Source organism: Mesorhizobium sp. M0077 (assembly GCF_040322955.1).
Lineage (GTDB): Bacteria > Pseudomonadota > Alphaproteobacteria > Rhizobiales > Rhizobiaceae > Mesorhizobium.
Map to the genome: position 1 here is coordinate 547,495 of NZ_JAMYUL010000001.1, position 19,617 is coordinate 567,111.

Below are 19,617 nucleotides of genomic sequence, written 5' to 3' on the forward strand. Positions count from 1 at the left end.
CGATGGACATCTCCTATCACAAGGGTTTCTCCGGCAATCTCGGCCGCGACATGGAATACAAGCGCTACGGCCATGCCGGCCGGCCGGTGGTGGTGTTCCCGACCTCGCAGGGGCGGTTCTACCAGTTCGAGGATTCCGGCGGGGTAGGAGCGCTGGCCGAATTCATCGACACCGGCCGCATCCAGCTGTTCGCGGTCGACGGCGTGGATTCGGAATCGTTCTTCAACAAGCATGCCGGCGCCGCCCACCGCATCGGTCGCCACGAGGCTTATTTCCGATATGTGCGCGAGGAGGCGCTGCCGGAGTTTCTGGCGACCGCCGAGCAAGCCAATGGCGGGCGCAAATTAAAGCCGCTGTTCACCGGCTGTTCGATGGGCGGTTATCATTCCACGAACTTCGTCTTTCGCTTTCCCGAACTCGCCAGCGGCGTCATCGCGCTGTCGGGCGTCTATTCGGCGGGCGATTTCTTCGGCAAGGCGCTGGAAGGTGATATCTTCTACAATTCACCGCTCGACTATCTGCCCGGCACCGTAGACCCAAAGCTGCTTGCCCGGCTGAAGTCGCTGAGGATGATCTTCTGCTGCGGGCAGGGCGCCTGGGAAGAGCGGATGCTGGTCGAGACCCGCAGGCTGGAACAGATCCTGCGCGACAAATCCATTCCCGCCTGGGTCGACTATTGGGGCGGCGATGTCAGTCATGACTGGCCATGGTGGCACAAGCAGCTGGTCTATTTCTTCGGCCGCTGGCTGGATGATGATCTGATGCACCGGCTCGATTGATGACCACACCCGAACCTATCCGCCGCTTTATCGAGGCCACCAATGCGGGTGATAGCGAAGCCGTTCTCCACACGTTCACAGCCGACGCGTCCCTGACCGACTGGGGGCGGTCCTTCCAAGGCCGCCAGCAGATCGCGCGCTGGAACCAGTCGGACAATATCGGCGTGAAGTCCAATCTTCGCATTGTCCGCATCGCCGAGGTCGAGGGCAGCTACCGCGTCCGCATTGCCGTGAAAGGCAATGGCTTCAACGGCGAGGGTGACATGACCTTCGTGCTGGACGGCCACCGCATAGCGAGCCTCGTCATCTCCTGACGCGGCTCAGCTACCCTTCCTGGCAAACAGGCAGAGCAATGGTCTCGTGTTCCACCGCCGATCCACGGCGCAAGCCGAGAAAGACGACAAGGGCGGTGACGATGGTGATTGCCGCCAGCACGATCAGCAGCCTGTCGAACGCGATCTCATAGGCCTGGACCAGGACCGTGGCTCCGGCACCCGGCAAGCGGGCTGCCGCTTCGCCGATGTTGCCGGTCACCAGCAGCTGCGCGGCGGCGGTTGCATCCAGGGAAGACGCCGTTCCCTGAGCCGCCAGTTGGGCTGCCGTGAAACCCGACAGGACTGCCATGACGATCGCCAGCGCCACGCCTTCGCAAGCGACGCGGGTGGTGTTGAAGATGCCGACCGCCATGCCGGCACGCTCTTTCGGCACGACGCCGACGGCAAGTCCGTCCATCAGCCCCCAGGGCAAGGCGATGCCGACGCCGATGAGGATCAGCGGCGCCACCAGCGCTGCGACGACAGGCGGTGTCAGGCTCAGCCAGACAAGGCCGCCGGCGGCCACAAGCAGGCCGACACCGCAGATCGTTGCCGGAGCGATCCAGCGCGCTACCTGGCCGGCGAGCAGTGGCAGGATCAACAGCGGTCCCGACAGGCAGATCATCAACTGCCCCGCCTTGATCTCGCTCATCCCCTCGATGCCGATGAAGCGGATCGGCAACAGCACCAGCAGGACGACGAAGCCATAGGCGGGAGCGGCCGCCAGGAACTGGACGCCGACGAAGCGGGGAAAGCGGAACAGCGAGAGATCGAGCATCGGCCGGCGCACGCGCCGCTCGACGACGACGAAAGCGGCAAAGCAAAGGGCGGCCGCCACGAGAAGCGCGATCACCAGGGGATCGGTCCAGCCGCTCTGCGGCGCTTGCAGCACGCCGTAGGTCAGCGATGCCAGCGCGATCGTAAAGGTGCCGGCTCCCGCCCAGTCGAGGCCGGTCGCATCCGGATCGCGCGATTCCCTGATGGTGCGCAGGCCGAGCAAAGCGGCTGCAATCGCGAGCACTGCCACCAAGACGAAGATCGATCGCCAGCCGAAAGCATCTATGAGCAGGCCCGACGCGATCGGCCCAAAAGCGAGGCCGATGCCGAAACTGGTGCCGAGGAAGGAGAAGGCGCGCAGCCGCAATGGCCCATCGAATTCCTGGGCAAGAGCGGAGGCGCCGCCGGCAAAGGCGGCGGCACTGCCGAGCCCTTGCGCAGCCCTGAGCACATCGAACCAGACGATATCAGGAGCAAACATCGATCCCAGCGATGCCAGCACATAGGTGGCGAGGCCAACAAGGAAGAGCCGCTTGCGGCCATGATTGTCGGCCAGCGCGCCTGATGCCATCAAGGTGGCGGCGAAGGTCAGCATGAAGGCGTTGGTCACCCAGTTGAGCGCGATCGGGCTGCCGCCGAGGTCGGCCGCAATGCGGGAAAGCGCGACGGCCGGGCCGGTGAAGGTCAAGGGCATTGTCATGGCGGCAAGGCATACCGACAACAGGACAAGCCATGGCGCGACCGCGCCGTTTGTGGTCTTCGGGGTCATAATTTTCCTATCTGAACCAGGATCCGCCGGCCTGCCGCAAGCTTGGTGCGCCGGTCGTAACGGGAAGATAGGCTCGCGACACTTCGAGAAAAATAGTGTTAAATCTCCAGATATACCGGACTGAAACGCTGGAATGGAGAGATGCGATGGAACGCCTCAATGGGCTCCTGGCCTTTGCCCGCACGGCTGAGTTCGGCAGCTTCATCGCTGCGGGCCGCACGCTCGGCATCTCGGCATCGGCCGTCGGCAAGAGCGTCGCCAGGCTCGAGCAGGATCTCGGCGTAAGGTTGCTTCAGCGCAGCACGCGCCGCATCGGCCTGACCGAAGAGGGCAAGCTGTTCAACGAGCGGGTGCGGCGCATCCTCGACGACATCGACGATGCCGAGGCGATGCTGTCGCGGAGCCGCGAAACACCGCATGGGCGGCTGCGCGTTTCGACGCCGATCGTGACCTATCATTTGCTGTTCCCGGTGCTGTCGGAGTTCATGGCGCGCTATCCCGAAATCGAACTCGACATCGACTTTAACGACCGCATCGTCGACCTCATCGACGAAGGCGTCGACATCGCGATCCGCAGCGGCGACCTGCCGGATTCGCGCCTGGTGGCGCGGCCGCTTGCACCCTTCCGGCTGCTGTTGTGTGCGGCACCCTCCTATATCGAGCAGCACGGCAACCCGAGCGGTCCGGACGATCTCGTGAACCATTACGGCATCCGCTTCCGCTTTCCCAACAGCGGCAAGCTGCAAGGCTGGCCGTTCATCGGCGGCAGCGCCGAGCCGCAGGTCCGCTCGATGCTGACCTGCAACAACACGGAGGCGCTGAAGGGCGCCACGATGGCCGGGCTCGGCATCAGCTCGATGCCCGATTTCCTGGTCCGCGAGGCGCTGCGTGACGGCCTGCTGCGCACGGTGCTGGACGACCATGTCGACGGCCGCGGCCAGTTCCGGTTGCTGTGGCCGTCCAATCGTCATTTGTCGCCGAAGGTTCGCGCCTTCGTCGATTTCCTTCCCGACCGGCTTGCCGCGACGCTGGGCGGCTCTTGAATTAGTCCTTCGCGGCCGACGGCGATAACGAGACAGCGAGGAATAGCTCTGCTTCTCAGTAGGTGGCGCGGCCGCCGGACAGGTCGAAGGTCGCGCCGGTGGTGAAGGAATTTTCGTCCGATAGCATGAAGGCGATCATCGCAGCCGCCTCTTCGACTTCGACGAACCGGCCTCGCGGCACCTTGCCCAGCATGTAGGCGACCTGGGCCTCAGTGAGTTGTTCGAGGATGCGGGTGCGGGCGGGCGATGGGGTCAGCGCGTTGACGGCGATGTCGTGGCCGGCCAGTTCCTTACCGAGCGATTTTGTCAGCGCGAGCACGCCGGCCTTGGCGGCGGAATAGGCGGCGGCATTCGGATTGCCTTCCTTGCCTGCGACCGAGGCGATGTTGACGATGCGGCCGTAGCTGCGCGCGATCATGCCGGGCACCAGGCGCTTGCAGCAGTAGAAGACGCCGTTGAGGTCGATGTCGATTATCTGGCGCCAGGCGGCAGGATCATAATCCGCCACCGTCGCTGCCGGTCCGGCGATGCCGGCATTGTTTACCAGCAGATCGACCGGACCAAGCGAGCGCTCGGTTTCGGTCGCGGCGCTGTCGACGGCCTCCATCAGCGATTGATCGCACAGCAAACCCTCGACCCGGCCGAGCGGGGCGAGTTCGGAAACGGCCTTCGCCATGGCGGTCTCGTCCACATCCCAGATTGCGACGCTGGCGCCCGATGACAGCAGTCGCCGGGCGACAGCAAGGCCGATGCCTTGCGCGCCGCCGGTCACCACGGCGACCCGGCCTGAGAGATCGACGGCATTCACACGACGTTTCATGGGCACTTTTCCTCTTCCCTGGATATTTGAATCTCAGTCCCTGACGGCTCTCGCCACCAGCCGCGCTATGCTCGGCCCGGCGATGAGCACGACCAGGAAGCGGGTCGACTGCAAGGCCATGACGAAGGATATGTCGACGTTCTGCGCGGCGGCGGCAATGATGGCGACGCTGTCCATGCCGCCGGGGCTGGTCGCGAGATAGGCGGTCAGCGGATCGATGCCGAGGACGTGGCTGATCAGCCAGGCAAGCCCGCCGCAAAAGGCGATCAGCACGACGATAGAGCCGACGATCTGCGGCAGCGCCCGTGTCGCATGGCGCAGGATCGCCCGGGTAAAGTTCAGCCCTATCGACCAGCCGACCATCGCATAGGAGAGCGCCAGCAGCCATGGCGGCAATTGCATCGCCGCGCCGAAGCCGAGATGGACTATGGTGCCAAAGATGAAAGTGCCGAGGAAGAAGGGTGACGGCAGCCGGCACAACCGGCCAAGCAGGCCGCCGACCAGCGCCACGCCGAGCGTGGCGGCAAAGGCTGCCGGTTCGATCAGCGGGAACCAGACGATGGCTGGTACCTCGATGCCCGACGTGTCGACCCACATCTTGGCGACGAGCGCCGCCGTCATCGAGACGAAGATGACGCGCAGATACTGCATGAAGGCGACGAGGCGCTGATCGGCGCCGAAGGCACCGGCCATCAGCACCATGGCAGTGGCAGCACCCGGCGACGAGCCCCAGACCGCGGTGGTGCCGGGCAGGATGCGCCAGCGGCTGATCAACCAGCCAAGCAGGCTGGACGCCGCAAGGGTCGCCAGCACCACGACAAGGACCAGCGGCCATTCCTTGTAGAACACCGAAAAAATGTCGGTGGAGATCGACGCCGCGACCAGACAGCCGACCAAGGCCTGGGCGGCGGCGAACAGCGGCCGCGGCACGCGCACCGTGGCGCCATTGGTGCCGGCAAGGATCGCCGCCAGCATCGGGCCGATCAGCAGCGCCGCCGGCAGTGCGGCGTATTCCAGCGCGCCGGCGATCAGCAGCGAGACGATCAGCAGCACCAGCCACTGCCGAACCGGACGCATGCGCGCCATGCGTTCGACGGCCGGTTGGTCTGGCGAAGAGTCCATGTTTGGGTCTTAGACCTGGAAGAGAAAAATGCGAACGCTGTCTCGGACGAAATTCACGACCCCGACCCCGCGTTGGGATGTCACTCGTTCTTGATGGCGGGCAGGCCGAAACCGCCGGCCGGATGGGTCTCGACCTGGAATTCGAAGCCGGCGATGATCGGCCGGGCCTTGGCGATCGCTGCCTGGACCTCCGGCAGTTGCAGCGAAGCCTTGTGGCTTGCGGCGTCGGTCCACACTTCGGTCACCCAGATCGCGTCGGCATCGGCCGGGTCGCGGGCGATGACATAACTCAGGCAACCCGGCATGGCGCCGGTCGAGGCGAGCAGCACATCCATGATCGCGTCGCGCTGGCCGCGCGCCGCCCGCATCTTTCCGATCAATCCGTACATTGCCTCTCCCCTTTCTTCCAACCTCAGCAAACGTGCGCACGACATGCATGGTTGCGAGACGCAGTATGCAATTGCCGGCTCACGGCATCAACTGGCCACCGTTCACCTCAATGACCTGACCGGTGATGTAGCCGCTCAAAAGATCGGAGGACAAGAACAGATAGGCGCCGACGCAGTCTTCGGCCGTGCCGGCACGCCCTTGAGGAATGGTGGCGACCATGCCCTTCATCTGCTCGTCGGTGGAATAGCGCTCATGGAAGGGTGTCGCGATGGTGCCCGGCGCCACCGCATTGACGCGGATGCCGAAGCCGATCAGTTCCTTGGCCATGCCGCGCGTCACATTGGAGACAAAGGCCTTGGCCGAACCGTACAGCCCGGCGCCGCCGCCAGCGCCATTGCGCGCCGCGATCGACGAGGTGTTGACGATGAAGCCGCCCTGCTTCTTCAGCCATGGCATCGCCTTGCGCGAGGCCGTCAGCACCGAGCGGGCGTTGAGGTCCATCACCGCGTCGTAGTGCGCCTCGGTCTGCTCAGCATAGGGCACGCGGCCGAGCATGCCGCCGGCATTGTTGACCAGCCCGTCGAGCCGGCCGAATTTTTCGGCGCTCTCCTCGACTACCCGCTCGACATCGGCTGCCTGTGAGAAGTCGCCCTGTGTCAGGAACACCTCACCGCCGCTGTCGCGGATGGTTTTGGCCAGCGTTTCTGCGGCCTTCCGGCTCGAATTGTAGTGCAGCGCGACCCGGCATTTCTGGGCGGCGTAGGCCAGTGCAAGGGCGGCACCGATGCCGGTCGAAGCGCCGGTGACCAGCACCGCCTTGCCGGCAAGATCGGGGATGACGAGGGTGGTCGCGGTCATGAGCACTTTCCTTCGGGCTGTTTGGCCACCCTTCGTAGGCTCTCATGGCCTTCACGTTCAAGCCCGTGGCGGCTCAGGGCCGGAGATAGGCGTAGCCCTGGCGCTGCAGTTCGGCGAGCTTGACGACGCCGCCCTTGTCGGCGGCGTGGAAGCCCTCGAGCAGGTCGGCAAGCGTGATCTCCATGCCTTGCATGGTGTTGCCGCAGGCATGCGGCTCAAGGCCCTGTTGGACAAGGCCGGCAAAGCGTCCCGAGATCGCCGCCGATAGGCCTTTCGACTTGAAGCCGGCAAGGGCCGGACCATGCACGACCAACACGATGTCGACATTGCCGCCGGTGCCTTCATAGTGGTTCTTGATGTTGCCGAGCACGAAGTTGACCTTATCGAGGTCGCTGAGGTGATAAGCGACCTTCGGTCTGTCTTCAGCGGCGGCGGCCCGGCTCAGCCCGAACAGGCCGGCGGCACCGGCAAGGCTGGCCCGGAACATGTCGCGTCGACGCATGGCATCCTCTCGGCTTGGCGCTCCCCGCAAATTGCGTGGCTGCGGCCATGATACTAGCATAAATTCACGTTACGTCCTGTCGATGCGAGGAGGGGGTCACATGGCGTTCAGGAAGTGGAAGGTTGTTGCCAGCGCTGGATTTGGCGCCGTGCTGCTCGGCGCGCTTGCGGGTTCGGCCGCGGCCGACGATGTGCTTAAATTACCCGAACTCAGCCCGAATGGCGCCGATGCCTGTTTCGGCCGCGTCTATGATGCGGCGCACCTCAAGGCGCATCCAAAGCAGAAGGTGGCGCGGATCTTCTTCCTCTATGGCCATGATCCGGTGAGCCATCCGAACGAGGAGCCGATGGCAAACGCCGACACCTCCTACAACGGTTTTCTCACCACCATGGTGCGCGGCGCCAAGGCGCCGCAATGGGCCGGCGGCTGGTGCAATCACGAGTCCGAGGACGGCAAGTCAGGTCCGATCCGCTGCGGCATGGACTGCGACCGCACCATGGCGTCGCTGAAGCTCGATGACAAAGGCCGCCTGATCCTCACCGATGTCTCGTCCGATCTCTATCTCGACGCCGGATCGGAGGACGAACTGGGCGAAGCCGAATATGACCGGCAGGCGCTGGGCTCGGAGGACGATAATTTCCGTCTTGACCCGATGCCGGCCGCAACCTGCCAGGCTGAATTCGCCAAGATCGACCCGATCGATCCGGCGCTTGGGGCTCCCTTGCGCGAGCGACTGAAACCGGACCAACCCTTCTGCTTCGGGCGAGACTACGATGCCGCGCATCTCTCCTCGCATCCCGACCAGGTGACGCAGTCGATCCGGGTCTTCCGCGGGCCGGTCGAACTCGCCTCCTTTGCCTCAGGCGATGTCGCCAACTGGCCCGACGGCTCCGATGTCGCCGTTTCGGTGACCACCAGGAAGAACGGGACGAAGGTCACGCAGACCTATTCCTGCCAGGGTGAAGCGGATCAATGGCGCTGCGCGGCCAGTTCGAAGATGAGCAACTTTTCCTGCGATATCGCGCAAAAGGAAATCTTCCTCAAGCGCGGCGCCAACGGCACCATGATGCTCGCCAATCCCAACAGCAGCCTGGCGATCGTCGATTTGTGCTCGGCGGATGGCAAGACCAAGTCCGATGACAAGGTCTACCGGTTGGAGGCTATGCCGCAGTCGACCTGCACTCGTTGAGTTCGATCTTGTCTATGACGCTACCATGGTATATATCTTTGCTATATCTCATTTGAGGATAGCACATGGACAAGGCAAAGGTGTTCTGGTCAGGCCGGTCACAGGCTGTGCGCTTGCCTAAGGAGTTTCGGTTCGAGGCAGACGAGGTTTCGATCCGTCGTCATGGGCAAACTGTCATCTTGGAGCCGCTTGCGCAGGATTGGGCATGGCTCGACCAGGTCATCGGACCGGTTGACGACGATTTCGTCCAGGGAGCGCTGGAGCGTCAGGATGGTCAGGATCGACCTGCTTTGGATGACCTCTTTAAGTGACCTACCTGCTCGACACCAATGCCGTCATAGCGGTCATCGCGGGCGACGAGGGTCTGCTGGCTTTGCTCAAACGGCATGCACCACAAGACTTTGCTCTCTCGGCGGTCGTTTTGCATGAGCTGTACTACGGCGCTGAAAAGAGCCAGCGAAAGGTCCAAAATCTGGCGCGCATCGAAGCCTTGCAGTTCCCGGTACTTGAATTCGACCGAGACGACGCGAGACATGCCGGTGAGATTCGTGCTGGGCTTGCGGCACTGGGAACCCCGATTGGTCCCTACGATGCGCTGATTGGCGGGCAGGCACGTGCTCGGGACCTCACGCTGATAACCCGCAATATCCGGGAATTCGAGCGGATCAAAGATCTCACTATCGAAACGTGGTAACTCGCCTCACGCGAACGGCACCGCCGTCGTGCCTTTCGGCAGCTTCGCCTCGTCGTCCGGTTCGACATGGATGGTGACGCGCACCGAGGGGATTTCGGCCTTCAGCGCGTCCTCGATGCGGTCGCAAATGACGTGGCTGGCGCCGACCGTCATGTCGGCGTCGACGACCAGGTGGAACTCGATGAAGGTGGCGCGGCCGGCGATGCGGGTCTTGAGGTCATGAACCTCCAGCGCGCCCTTGCAATTGGCCGAGATGATGTCGCGAATGTGCATGTGTTCGGACGTGTCCACTGCGCGGTCCATCAGCCCGTTCATCGACGAGCCGATGACGTGCCAGCCCTGCCACAGGATGTTGAGCGCGACGATGACGGCAAGCGCCGGATCGAGGATCTGCCAACCGGTCAGGATAGCGCCGACGAGGCCGCCGAAGACGCCGACCGAGGTCATTACGTCGGTCATGATGTGCCGGCCGTCGGCGACCAGCGCCGGTGATTTTGCGCTGCGCCCGGCGCGGATCAGCGTCCAGGCCCAGAAGGCGTTGATGACGGTGGCGACACCGTTGATCGCCAGGCCCTCCCAGGGTTGTTCGAGCGGGGTCGGCGTCTGCCAGGAGCGCCAGACCTCGTTGAGGATCAAAAGCGCGGCGAGCACGATCAGCACGCCTTCCAGCACCGCCGAAAAATACTCGGCCTTGTGGTGGCCGAACGGATGGTCCTGGTCGGCCGGCTTGTAGCTGACCAGGACCGCCCAATAGGCGGCGGCCGAGGCTATGACGTTGACGATCGACTCCAGCGCATCCGAATAGAGCGCAACGGAGCCGGTGACGTACCATGCGGCAAGCTTGAGCGCGAGCACCACGCAGGCGATGACAATCGACCAGAAGGCAAGGCTGGCGATCCTTTGCCTGGCCGCTGCCTTCGCTGCGATCGCCGCCATGTTGTCCGTCGCCGCCATCGTTTCTAAGCGGCCTTTTCCTTGGCCTTGCGCGGCAGATGCGCAACGATGTTTTCGATGATGCGCATGCCGGCATTGTGGCCGAGCGTCATGATCGATTCCGGATGGAACTGGACGGCGGCGATCGGCTCCTTGCGGTGTTCGAAGGCCATGATGATGCCATCCTCGGTCTCGGCGGTGACGATGAAATCGTCGGGCAGCCGCACCGGATCGGCAAAGATCGAGTGGTAGCGGCCGACGGTCACTTCCTTGGGCAGGCCGGAGAAGATGATTCCGGGCTTGGAGACGCGGATGCGCGACGGCTTGCCGTGCATCGGCACGTGTAACTGCCTGAGTTCGCCGCCATAGGCCTCGGCCAGCGCCTGCAGGCCAAGGCAGACACCGAAGATCGGCAGGTCGCGGGCGCGGGCGTTCTTGATGGTCGCGGCGCAGTCGAAATCCTTCGGCGTGCCCGGTCCGGGCGACAGCACGACGAGATCGGGCTTCAGCCGTTCGAAGACTTCTTCCGGCACCGGCGAACGCACGGTCGAGACATTGGCACCGGTCTGGCGGAAATAGTTGGCCAGTGTGTGGACAAAGGAGTCTTCGTGGTCGACGAGCAGGATGTTGACGCCGTCGCCGACGCGCGCGGTGGTGCGTTCGGCGCCTGCGGCATTGCCCAATTTGGCGTCGCGAATGGCGGAGAGCATGGCGGATGCCTTCAGTTCGGTTTCGGCTTCTTCTTCCTCGGGGATGCTGTCGAAGAGCAATGTGGCGCCGGCTCGCACCTCGGCAATGCCGTCCTTGATGCGGATGGTGCGGAGCGTCAGGCCGGTGTTCATGTCGCCGTTGAAATTGACCATGCCGATGGCGCCGCCATACCAGGCACGCGGGCTCTTTTCGTTCTGCTCGATGAAGCGCATCGCCCACAGTTTCGGCGCACCGGTGACGGTGACCGCCCAGGCATGCGACAGGAAGGCGTCGAAGGCATCCATGCCTTCGCGCAGGCGCCCTTCGATGTGATCGACGGTGTGGATCAGGCGTGAATACATCTCGATCTGGCGGCGGCCGATGACGCGCACCGAGCCCGGATCGCAGACCCTGGACTTGTCGTTGCGGTCGACGTCCGAGCACATGGTCAGCTCGGATTCATCCTTCTTGGAATTGAGCAGCTTCAGGATCTGCTCGCTGTCGGAAATGGCGTCGTCGCCGCGCTTGATGGTGCCGGAGATCGGGCAGGTCTCTACGCGGCGGCCGTTGACGCGCACGAACATTTCGGGCGAGGCGCCGATCAGATACTCGTTTTCGCCGAGATTGATGAAGAAGGAATAGGGCGACGGGTTGATCGACTTCAGCTTGCGCGAGATTTCGGAAGGCTGCGTCTCGCAGCGTTCGTAGAACATCTGCCCGGGCACGACCTCGAACAGGTCGCCGCGCTTGAAACTGTCCATCGCCTTGCGCACCAGATTGGCATATTCGCCCGGCTCATGGTCGCCGCGCGGCGGGATGCGGTCGGCGGTCTTGAACGGTTCGGTAATTTCGTCGCGCGGCAGCCCCTCGGTTGAAAAACCGTCGCCGGAATAATCGTAGCGGTCGGTCCAGGCCTTGGTCGAATAATGGTCGACGACCAGGATCTCGTCAGGCAGGAACAGCACGAGATCGCGCTGGCTCTGTTTGCGCTCAAGCTTGTAGTCGACTGGATCGAACTGGAAGGCGAGGTCGTAACCGAAGGCGCCGTAAAGGCCGAGATTGGCGTCTTCGTCGGTCTTGAACAGAGCGGTGATGGCGCGCAGCACAGTAAACACAGAGGGGACGCGGCTGCGCTCTTCCTCGGTGAAGACGCGGCCGGGCTTGGCGACATCGAGGCGGATCAGCTTTTTCGAGGTTTCAGCAATCGTCACCTCGGCAACGCCGGCCAGCGTCTTGCCGATCACCGGCAGCAGCACTTCGCCACGGCCATTCAGCGCCTCGATGCGCATGGCGCGGCCACGCGCGGAAATCACCAGCGGCGGATCGATGATGGCCGTATCCCAGCGTGTGTAGCGGCCCGGATATTCGTAATTCGAGGAAAACACCGCACCACGGCGCGAGTTCAAGCCATCGACATAGGCATCGATCGCACCGGCGTAAGGCTTGTCGTGGCGTTCGCGGGTGATGGTGACACCACCTGCGGTCACGAAGCTTTCCGCGCCGTCTTCCAGAGCCTTCATCGTCATTGCCGTCTCCATATGGCTTGTTGGGGCAACGGACCCGGGAATGGCTTTGAAAAAACAAATGGCCGCCCGGACATTCCGTTGCGGCCACCCTCTATTTTCACGCGCACGCGTTCGAACAGGCCGCTGTCAGCGAGCCCACCACCAAATGGTCTTGATCGAGCGCATGTTCATGGGCGAAATCCATAGCGGCGAAAAGCCGGATGCGCAACAGGTTTGAAAGGCCTGTTTGTGGCCGCCGCTTCCGCAACCCATGGCACATCGCCAAGGCTTGGGGTCCTGCCTAGACTGTTCGTCCAACATCGGAAAGACGGGAAGACAGCAATGACCGAGCAGATCGAGCGCGCACGCACGTTCCATGCCCTTCATGTCAAGGGCAACCCGATCGTTCTCTACAATGCCTGGGATCCGGGCTCGGCCAAGATCGTCGAGAGGGCGGGCGCCAAGGCGATCGCCACCGGAAGCTGGCCGGTCGCGGCTGCTTTTGGTTATGCCGATGGCGAGAAAATTCCGCTGGAGCTAGCGCTGGACAACATCAAGCGCATCGTGGCGGCAGTCGACCTGCCGGTGACCATGGACCTCGAAGGCGGCTACGGCGTCGAGCCGGAGACTGTCGCCCAGACGGTCACACGTGCCCTGCAGGCCGGCGCCATCGGTTTCAATTTCGAGGACCAGATCGTCGGCGGCGCCGGCCTGCACGACATCGCCATACAGGTGAAGCGGATCGAGGCGGCAGCGGCGGCGGTGAAGGCTTCCGGCATTCCCGCCTACATCAACGCCCGTACCGACATTTTCCTCAAGGCCAAGACGGATGCGCATGACAGCGTGCTGCTCGACCAGGCCATCGAGCGGGCGCACGCTTATGAAAAGGCAGGAGCGAGCGGCTTCTTTGCGCCGGGACTCGGCTACGAGGGTCTGATCGAGGCGCTGTGCAAGGCGACGGCATTGCCGGTCAACATCATCGCGCTGGCGCATGTGCCGCCGCGCCAGCGCCTGGCCGAGCTTGGTGTCGCCCGTGTCAGCCACGGCCCGGTGCCGTACCGGCAGATGGCCGAATGGCTGGAGGCCAAGGCGCGGCTGGCGATTTCGGGTTAGCTCAGTCCTCCAGCGTGCCTGACCTCGCGTCGGCGCTCTTCTTGTCGCCGACCAGCTTCAAGAGATCCTCGCCGGCGCGGATGATGCGGCGCGAGCGGCGGGTCAGGATGACGCCGTCCTGCGGTGCCAGCACCTCGGTGCGGCCGCCGGCCTCGCCCGGTGTGTGGACGATGGTGGCGAGGCGCGCGCTCTTCGCGACGCGGTCGCCGGGCTTGACGTCGTAGAGGATGGCGCCGGCCCGGGGCGCCGGCATCATGTCGATGTTCTCCAGCGGCGCGACGAGGCCCTTGAACGCGCCGGGTGCGGGAAGGGCGGTATCGGCGATGACGCCGCGCGCCGCCAGCAGCCGGTAAAGGCCTTCGGCATCGGAACTTGCCAGCGCGCCGTCGACATCCAGTATGCCACGGTATTCTACCGTGGTGGCAACGCGGCGGTCGAGCTTCGCCACGTTGGCGGGGACGTTCTGGTAGGGCATGATCGTGGCGCCCTCGAAGGTGCCGTCGGTGTCCTCGCTCCACAACACCACGGCGTCGATACCCATGGCGGCGGCGCAATCGGCCATCGCCGGCCACAGGCTGGCGTGGACGTAGAGATAGGCAAGGCCCTCGTCGTCGCAATGCAGGTCGAGCACGATGTCGTGGCCGAGCGACAGCTGCACCAGACGGGTCTTCAATAGCTGGTCGGGGGTGCCAAGCGTGGTGTCGGGCAATAGCTTGGCGTCGGGCGCGGCGAGCAGTGGAAAGCCGCGGTTGAAATTGTTGCGGGTGCCGAGATGGAAGCGGCCCTGGTGCTCGCCGAAATGATATTGCGCGCGGCCGATCGGATTGGCCCAGGGCACGACCGTGATGTTGCCCTTGATGCGGCCTTCGGCTTCGGCCTTGTTCAGCGCCGGCATCAAGGCGTCGATGGCGACGACACCAGGCAATTCACCGGCGTGGAGTGCTGCCTGCAGATAGGCCGAAGGTGCTGCCGCGTCGGCGCCGGCGAAGCGGAACACCGGGAATTCGTAGGAAACGCCTTCGGTGTCGCCGGCGATGCGTTCGATCGATTTCTGCATGGGATGCCTCCAGGATAAGAGGCAGAACACATGCACGTTTGCCGAAGGGCTGTCGATTGGTCCAGTTCGAGCCGCCATGGGCGCAATGGAATTATTCGGCGGCGGCCGGAACCGTCGCTATCGGCGCCGATCCTTCGAGCGCCTGCGAGACGACGGCGACGCTGACCGCCAGCAGGGCCAGCGCCGCGCCGACCAGCGGCAAATGAGCATAGGAAACGCCGGCCGACAGAGCCACGCCGCCGATCCAGGCGCCGCTGGCATTGCCGACATTGAATGCGCCCTGGTTGAGCGTGGCGGCGAGGTTCGGCCCTTCCGAAGCCGCTTCGACGACGCGGATCTGCAGCGGCGGCACCACGACGAAGATCAGCAGTCCCCACAAGAAGACGATGCCGATGGCGACGCTGGCGATCGCGCCGAACTGCATGAAGCCGACAAACAGAACTGCCATCAAAAGCAGCGTGCCGATGACCGTCGGCATCAATTTCCAGTCGGCCAGCCGGCCGCCGATGATGTTGCCTATGGTCATGCCGGCGCCGAACAGCAGCAGGACCCAGGTGACCGCGGAGGTCGAAAGGCCGGAGACATCGGTAAGGTAGGGCTTGATGTAGGTGAAGACGGCAAACAGGCTGGCCGAGGCCAGCGAGGCGATCAGCATGGCGAGCCAGACCTGCAGCTTGCCCAGCACGCGCAGTTCGCTGCGCAGGCCGCCGCCGCTCGGTTCGACGACATTGGATGGCACCAGCCAGGCGATGGCGGCAACAGAGATCAGGCCGATGCCGACGACGGCAAAGAAGGTGGAGCGCCAGCCGAAGGCTTCGCCAAGCGCGGTGCCGGCAGGAACGCCGAGAATGTTGGAGAGCGTCAATCCCGCGAACATCATCGCCATGGCGCTGGCGCGCTTGTTGCGCGGCACCAGGCTGGCGGCAACGACGGAACCAATGCCGAAAAAGGCGCCATGACCGAACGCGGTGAAGACGCGCGCGGCCATCAGAAGCCAGTAATTGGGCGCAATGGCGCAGAGCAGATTGCCGACGACGAACATCGCCGTCAGCGCGACCAGCACCGGCTTGCGCGGCAGATGCGCGGTGGCCATGGCGACGATGGGTGCGCCGAAGACGACGCCCAGCGCATAGCCGGTGACCAGCAGGCCGGCCGAGGGTATCGACACTCCGAGATCGGCCGCAACCTCCGGCAACAGGCCCATGATGACGAATTCGGTGGTGCCGATGCAAAAGGACGCAATGGCAAGCGCAAGGATCGGCAAAGGCATGGAAAATCCAGACTGAATCGGTTCAATCCAGACTGAACGAGAAGCCTTGCCGCGCGCAATGCACATTGCTGCAACGCACCAATGCAGAAAGCGCTGAGCTTGACGCGGAGTTATGTCAAGCGAGCGGCTTCAGCTCCTGGGCGATGGTTGGCAACAGCTCCGAGACGTTGGGGTGGATATGCACGGCGCGCGCCAGCGTATCGACCGACGCCTTGGCGTACATCAGGTCGAGCACGCAGTGCACTGCCTCGTCGCCGCCGGGGCCGAGCACGGAGCAGCCGAGGATTTGCCTGGTGTCGGCATCGACCAGGATCTTCATGAAACCTTGCGTCTCGCCCTTTTCGATGGCGCGGCCGACGCGGGTCATTGGCCGCTGGCCGACCAGCGCCTTGCGCCCGGATTTCTTCACCGCCGCCTCGGTCATGCCGCAGCGGCCGAGCGGCGGATCGATGTAGAGCGCATAGGCCTCGATGCGGTCGCTGACTTTGCGCGGATCGTCGTCGAGCAGATTGGCGGCGACGATCTCATAGTCGTTGTAGGAGGTGTGGGTGAAGGCGCCCTTGCCGTTGCAGTCGCCCATCGCCCAGATGCCGGGCACGCTGGTGCGCAACTGGTCGTCGACGGTGACGAAGCCGCGCAGATCGACCGCGATGCCGGTCTTGTCGAGACCGAGATCGTCGGTGTTGGGGGTGCGGCCGAGTGCCAGAAGCACATGCGAGCCGACCGCCGGCGGCTTGCCGGACGAGAAGGTCACGGCGATGTCCTTGCCCTGTCTGGCAAAGCGGATGTCGTCGGCGCCGACATGGACTTCTATGGCTTCGTTTTGGAGGATCGATAGGATGGCCGCCGACACGTCCTCGTCCTCGCGGCCGGTCAGGCGCGAACTCTTCTCGATGACGGTGACTTCAGAGCCGAAGCGGCGAAACATCTGCGCGAATTCAAGAGAGATGTAGCTGCCGCCGACGACGATGAGATGGCGCGGCAAAACGTCGAGGTCCATCATCGAGGAGTTGGTGAGGTAGTCGACGTCGTTGACGCCGGGCAGGTCGGGCACTGAGGCGCGGCCGCCGATGTTGAGGAAGATCTTTTCGGCGGTCAGAAGGTCGTCGCCGACACGCACCGTGTTGGCGGATTCGAAGCGGGCATGGCCGCGATAAAGCGTGCAGCCCTTCATGCCGGCGATCCACGTCTCCAGATTGCTGCGGGAGTCATTGGTGACCTTGTCCTTGCGCGCCTTGATCCTCTTGTAGTCCACGCCGACAGGGCCTGAGAACGTCACGCCATAGTCCGCGGCACGCCGCGCCAGATGCGCGGCATAGGCGCTGGCGACCATGGTCTTGGTCGGCATGCAGCCGGTGTTGACGCAGGTGCCGCCGACCAGCTTGCGCTCGATCAGCGCCACGCTCATGCCGGCTGACGTCAGCCGGCCGGCGAGAGGAGGGCCGGCCTGTCCGGCGCCGATGATGATGGCGTCGTATGTCTTGGCGTCTGAGGCTTGGGCAGTCATACCACCGCCGCCACGATCAGCAGGCCGCCGATGATCGCCACCGCGTCCTCGATGAGGGCGGCAGGCAAATCCTTGCCGAAGGCGGCGGCCAACCGGCCGCGCGCTTCGGCGCCGCCATAGGTGCCGATGACAGCACCGATGGCGCCGGCAATCAGGCCGCCAATGGTGGAACCGGCAGTGGCGCCGATCACCGCGCCGCTGAAGGCGCCAAGCAGGATGCGGGCGCCGAATTGCTGCGGCACCTTGCGGCTCGGCGTCGAGGGCAGCTGGTCGGTGACCAGTTCGACGATGGCGAGGATGGTGAAGATACCGACGGCGGCCCAATGGCCCATGAAACTTGCCCAGGTGCCGGCCGCCGGCAGCCAGCCGAGATACGCTCCCCAGGCGATCGCGGCTGGCGCGGTCATGGCGCGAAGACCGGCAATGACGCCGATCAGAAGTGCAAGCAAATAGAGCATGTCGATCCCCCTCGAAAGCAGGCCCGGGACTGGCCCACGAGGGCAAGCTAGCATAGGTCCTACGTTTGACGAGAGTAGGCGATGGTGCTTCTTCCATCAGTGAGCATTGTACTTTGGTAAACAGTCGAACACGACGAAGGGACGGAGTCGCTGTGATGGCCGATAGCGAACGCACAAGGATGATTGCAGGCGAATGGTACACCTGCATCGACGACGAACTGGAGGCGCTGCGGGTGATCGCGCGCGATGCGGTGTTCGAGCATAATACGCTACCGCCCCAGCGACGTGGCAATATCGGTCCAGCGCTATCGGTGCTGCTCGGCAGCACGGGCGAGGGCGGCCGCATCGAGGCGCCGTTCCACTGCGCCTACGGTTTCAACATCCATCTCGGCGACGGCGCCTTCCTCAATGCCGGCTGCACCATCCTCGACACCGCGCCGGTGCGTATCGGCAGGCGGACGCTTCTCGGTCCCAATGTGCAGATCTACTGCGCCGAGCACCACAAGGAGGCCGCTGGCCGTCAGTCGGGACTGGAGATTGCCAGGCCGGTCACCATCGGCGATGACGCCTGGATCGGCGGCAGCGCCATCATCCTCGGCGGCATCAGCATCGGCGATGGCGCCATAGTCGGCGCCGGCGCGGTGGTGACGCGCGACGTCCCTGACAACACCACGGTGGTCGGCAATCCGGCGCGGGCGGTCAAGCGGGGCTGAACTCGTCGTGGGCGGTCAGTATGAAGCCGTGCGTGCCATACGCTCGTCCGGACCGGCTCGCCGCGAGAATTCACGCCGGTATTGGGCCGGTGACGTCTTGAGCCGTGCGGCGAAATGCTGGCGCAGCGAGGTGGCGCTGCCGAAGCCGGCTTCGAAGGCCACCATGTCCATCGATTTTTCCGTCGCCTCCAGCAGCCGTTGCGCCAGTTCGATGCGTTGGCCGGCCAACCATTCGCCAAAGCTGGTGCCGATCGATTTCTGGAAACGGCGGGTGAAAGTGCGCCGGGTCAGGCCCGCGGCCTCCGCGACGCGGTCGAGGTTGTGCGTTTGTCCGAGCGTTGCCCGCACCGTGTCGAGCGCCAGGGTGAAGCGTTCGGTGGCCGGGGTTTTCGCCAGCGGGCGCTCGATGAACTGCGCTTGCCCACCCTGCCGGTGCGGCGACAGCACGATGTGCCTGGCCAGCCGCAGCGCTACCTCTGCGCCATAGCGGGCTCGCACAATGTGCAGGCAGCAATCGAGCCCGGCGGCGACGCCGGCCGAGGTGACGATGTCGCCGTCGTCGACATAGAGCACGTCGGCGTCGACTTCGATGTCCGGGTATAATGTTTGCAGCCGGTCGGTGGAGGCCCAATGTGTCGTCGCACGCCGGCCCGCAAGCAGCCCGGCGGCGGCAATGGCGAAGGTGCCGAGACAGAGGCCGACGATCAGCGCACCGCGCCGGTGCGCGTGGGTGAGCGCTGCCAGGAGCGGCGGCGGAAGTGGGGCCTCGAGATCCTTCCAGCTCGGAACGATGACGATGTCGGCATCGTCGAATGCGGAAAGGCCATACGGCACCGCGATGGTCAGCCCGGCATCGGTGTGGATCGCTCCATCGTCGAGCGCGCAGACGCGAAAGTCGAAACGCGGCAAGCCAAGCTTGGTGCGGTCGGTGCCGAACACCACGCACGGCACGGAGAGGTGGAACGGGCTGATGCCGTCAAAGGCGAGAACGGCAATGATCGGGTCGGCCATGCGTGTTTCCAGCAAGCGAAAAGCGAATTGTCCCAATTCTTTCGAATGATGTCAATCGGGCCACTTTTGGCAGTCGGACGATCCGTCTATTTTCGACCTGGCC

21 protein-coding genes are annotated in these 19,617 nt (G+C 64.1%); 8 read left to right on the forward strand and 13 right to left on the reverse strand.

Annotated elements, in window-relative coordinates; genetic code table 11:
• The first annotated feature begins 2 nt into the window (after nt 1-2).
• On the forward strand, nt 3-779 hold the full coding sequence (locus NKJ57_RS02615) for an esterase family protein (RefSeq protein ID WP_023804785.1): 777 nt from the start codon (nt 3-5) through the stop codon (nt 777-779).
• The gene (locus tag NKJ57_RS02620) at nt 779-1,093 is read left to right on the forward strand and encodes a nuclear transport factor 2 family protein (RefSeq protein ID WP_031192978.1); all 315 of its coding nucleotides are present in this window, start codon (nt 779-781) and stop codon (nt 1,091-1,093) included. The genes NKJ57_RS02615 and NKJ57_RS02620 overlap by 1 nt, the downstream gene beginning before the upstream one ends.
• 10 nt (nt 1,094-1,103) lie before the next feature.
• On the opposite strand, the gene NKJ57_RS02625 is transcribed toward NKJ57_RS02620, so the two are convergent.
• A complete protein-coding gene (locus tag NKJ57_RS02625) occupies nt 1,104-2,639 on the reverse strand; it encodes an MFS transporter (protein WP_352510448.1) in 1,536 nt (511 codons plus the stop codon).
• Between the two features lie 146 nt (nt 2,640-2,785).
• On the opposite strand from NKJ57_RS02625, the gene NKJ57_RS02630 reads away from it, so the two are divergent.
• Nucleotides 2,786-3,682 (forward strand): LysR family transcriptional regulator, encoded by an 897-nt coding sequence (locus NKJ57_RS02630; protein WP_023733384.1) that lies wholly within the window; start codon nt 2,786-2,788, stop codon nt 3,680-3,682.
• A gap of 55 nt (nt 3,683-3,737) precedes the next feature.
• On the opposite strand, the gene NKJ57_RS02635 is transcribed toward NKJ57_RS02630, so the two are convergent.
• From NKJ57_RS02635 to NKJ57_RS02655, 5 genes are all read right to left on the reverse strand, one after another.
• Entirely contained in the window at nt 3,738-4,490 is a 753-nt protein-coding gene (locus NKJ57_RS02635) for an SDR family NAD(P)-dependent oxidoreductase (RefSeq protein ID WP_023669968.1), read from the reverse strand.
• A 45-nt stretch (nt 4,491-4,535) separates the two neighbouring features.
• Nucleotides 4,536-5,624: an AbrB family transcriptional regulator gene (locus NKJ57_RS02640; protein WP_352510449.1), complete on the reverse strand. Its 1,089-nt coding sequence runs from the start codon at nt 5,622-5,624 to the stop codon at nt 4,536-4,538.
• An 80-nt stretch (nt 5,625-5,704) separates the two neighbouring features.
• Nucleotides 5,705-6,013, reverse strand: a complete 309-nt coding sequence (locus NKJ57_RS02645; RefSeq protein ID WP_023691624.1) for a putative quinol monooxygenase — start codon at nt 6,011-6,013, stop codon at nt 5,705-5,707.
• Nucleotides 6,014-6,092: 79 nt separating this feature from the next.
• Nucleotides 6,093-6,872 carry an SDR family NAD(P)-dependent oxidoreductase gene (locus NKJ57_RS02650; RefSeq protein ID WP_023669971.1) on the reverse strand — a complete coding sequence of 260 codons (780 nt, stop codon included), beginning with the start codon at nt 6,870-6,872 and terminating at the stop codon, nt 6,093-6,095.
• 73 nt (nt 6,873-6,945) lie between these two features.
• Nucleotides 6,946-7,374, reverse strand: a complete 429-nt coding sequence (locus NKJ57_RS02655) for a DsrE family protein (RefSeq protein WP_023683648.1) — start codon at nt 7,372-7,374, stop codon at nt 6,946-6,948.
• Between the two features lie 100 nt (nt 7,375-7,474).
• Between NKJ57_RS02655 and NKJ57_RS02660 the strand changes: the two genes are divergently transcribed.
• The 3 genes from NKJ57_RS02660 to NKJ57_RS02670 all read left to right on the forward strand — a co-directional run bounded on the left by NKJ57_RS02660 (nt 7,475) and on the right by NKJ57_RS02670 (nt 9,257).
• Entirely contained in the window at nt 7,475-8,563 is a 1,089-nt protein-coding gene (locus NKJ57_RS02660) for a hypothetical protein (protein WP_352510450.1), read from the forward strand.
• A gap of 65 nt (nt 8,564-8,628) precedes the next feature.
• On the forward strand, nt 8,629-8,874 hold the full coding sequence (locus NKJ57_RS02665) for an antitoxin (RefSeq protein WP_023724992.1): 246 nt from the start codon (nt 8,629-8,631) through the stop codon (nt 8,872-8,874).
• Nucleotides 8,871-9,257 (forward strand): type II toxin-antitoxin system VapC family toxin, encoded by a 387-nt coding sequence (locus NKJ57_RS02670; RefSeq protein ID WP_023744268.1) that lies wholly within the window; start codon nt 8,871-8,873, stop codon nt 9,255-9,257. The genes NKJ57_RS02665 and NKJ57_RS02670 overlap by 4 nt, the downstream gene beginning before the upstream one ends.
• Nucleotides 9,258-9,263: 6 nt before the next feature.
• Here NKJ57_RS02670 and NKJ57_RS02675 read toward each other — a convergent pair whose 3' ends face one another.
• Nucleotides 9,264-10,193, reverse strand: a complete 930-nt coding sequence (locus NKJ57_RS02675; RefSeq protein ID WP_502902008.1) for a cation diffusion facilitator family transporter — start codon at nt 10,191-10,193, stop codon at nt 9,264-9,266.
• A 23-nt stretch (nt 10,194-10,216) separates the two neighbouring features.
• Nucleotides 10,217-12,406, reverse strand: coding sequence for an anthranilate synthase (locus NKJ57_RS02680; protein ID WP_352510452.1), 2,190 nt, complete (start codon nt 12,404-12,406; stop codon nt 10,217-10,219).
• A gap of 321 nt (nt 12,407-12,727) precedes the next feature.
• On the opposite strand from NKJ57_RS02680, the gene NKJ57_RS02685 reads away from it, so the two are divergent.
• Nucleotides 12,728-13,498, forward strand: a complete 771-nt coding sequence (locus NKJ57_RS02685) for an isocitrate lyase/PEP mutase family protein (RefSeq protein WP_352510453.1) — start codon at nt 12,728-12,730, stop codon at nt 13,496-13,498.
• Nucleotide 13,499: 1 nt separating this feature from the next.
• Here the strand turns inward: NKJ57_RS02685 and NKJ57_RS02690 are convergent, their stop codons facing one another.
• The 4 genes from NKJ57_RS02690 to NKJ57_RS02705 form a co-directional block, all read right to left on the reverse strand.
• Complete coding sequence (locus NKJ57_RS02690) at nt 13,500-14,555, reverse strand: M14 family metallopeptidase (protein WP_352510454.1); 1,056 nt, start codon at nt 14,553-14,555, stop codon at nt 13,500-13,502.
• A 91-nt stretch (nt 14,556-14,646) separates the two neighbouring features.
• Nucleotides 14,647-15,825, reverse strand: a complete 1,179-nt coding sequence (locus tag NKJ57_RS02695; protein WP_352510455.1) for an MFS transporter — start codon at nt 15,823-15,825, stop codon at nt 14,647-14,649.
• Between the two features lie 115 nt (nt 15,826-15,940).
• The gene (locus NKJ57_RS02700; RefSeq protein ID WP_352510456.1) at nt 15,941-17,332 is read right to left on the reverse strand and encodes an FAD-containing oxidoreductase; all 1,392 of its coding nucleotides are present in this window, start codon (nt 17,330-17,332) and stop codon (nt 15,941-15,943) included.
• Nucleotides 17,329-17,790 (reverse strand): DUF4126 domain-containing protein, encoded by a 462-nt coding sequence (locus NKJ57_RS02705; protein WP_352510457.1) that lies wholly within the window; start codon nt 17,788-17,790, stop codon nt 17,329-17,331. Before NKJ57_RS02705 ends, NKJ57_RS02700 begins: the two co-directional genes overlap by 4 nt.
• A gap of 155 nt (nt 17,791-17,945) precedes the next feature.
• Between NKJ57_RS02705 and NKJ57_RS02710 the strand changes: the two genes are divergently transcribed.
• A complete protein-coding gene (locus tag NKJ57_RS02710) occupies nt 17,946-18,503 on the forward strand; it encodes a sugar O-acetyltransferase (protein ID WP_352510458.1) in 558 nt (185 codons plus the stop codon).
• A 15-nt stretch (nt 18,504-18,518) separates the two neighbouring features.
• Here NKJ57_RS02710 and NKJ57_RS02715 read toward each other — a convergent pair whose 3' ends face one another.
• Nucleotides 18,519-19,514: a GlxA family transcriptional regulator gene (locus tag NKJ57_RS02715; protein ID WP_352510459.1), complete on the reverse strand. Its 996-nt coding sequence runs from the start codon at nt 19,512-19,514 to the stop codon at nt 18,519-18,521.
• Nucleotides 19,515-19,617: the final 103 nt, after the last annotated feature.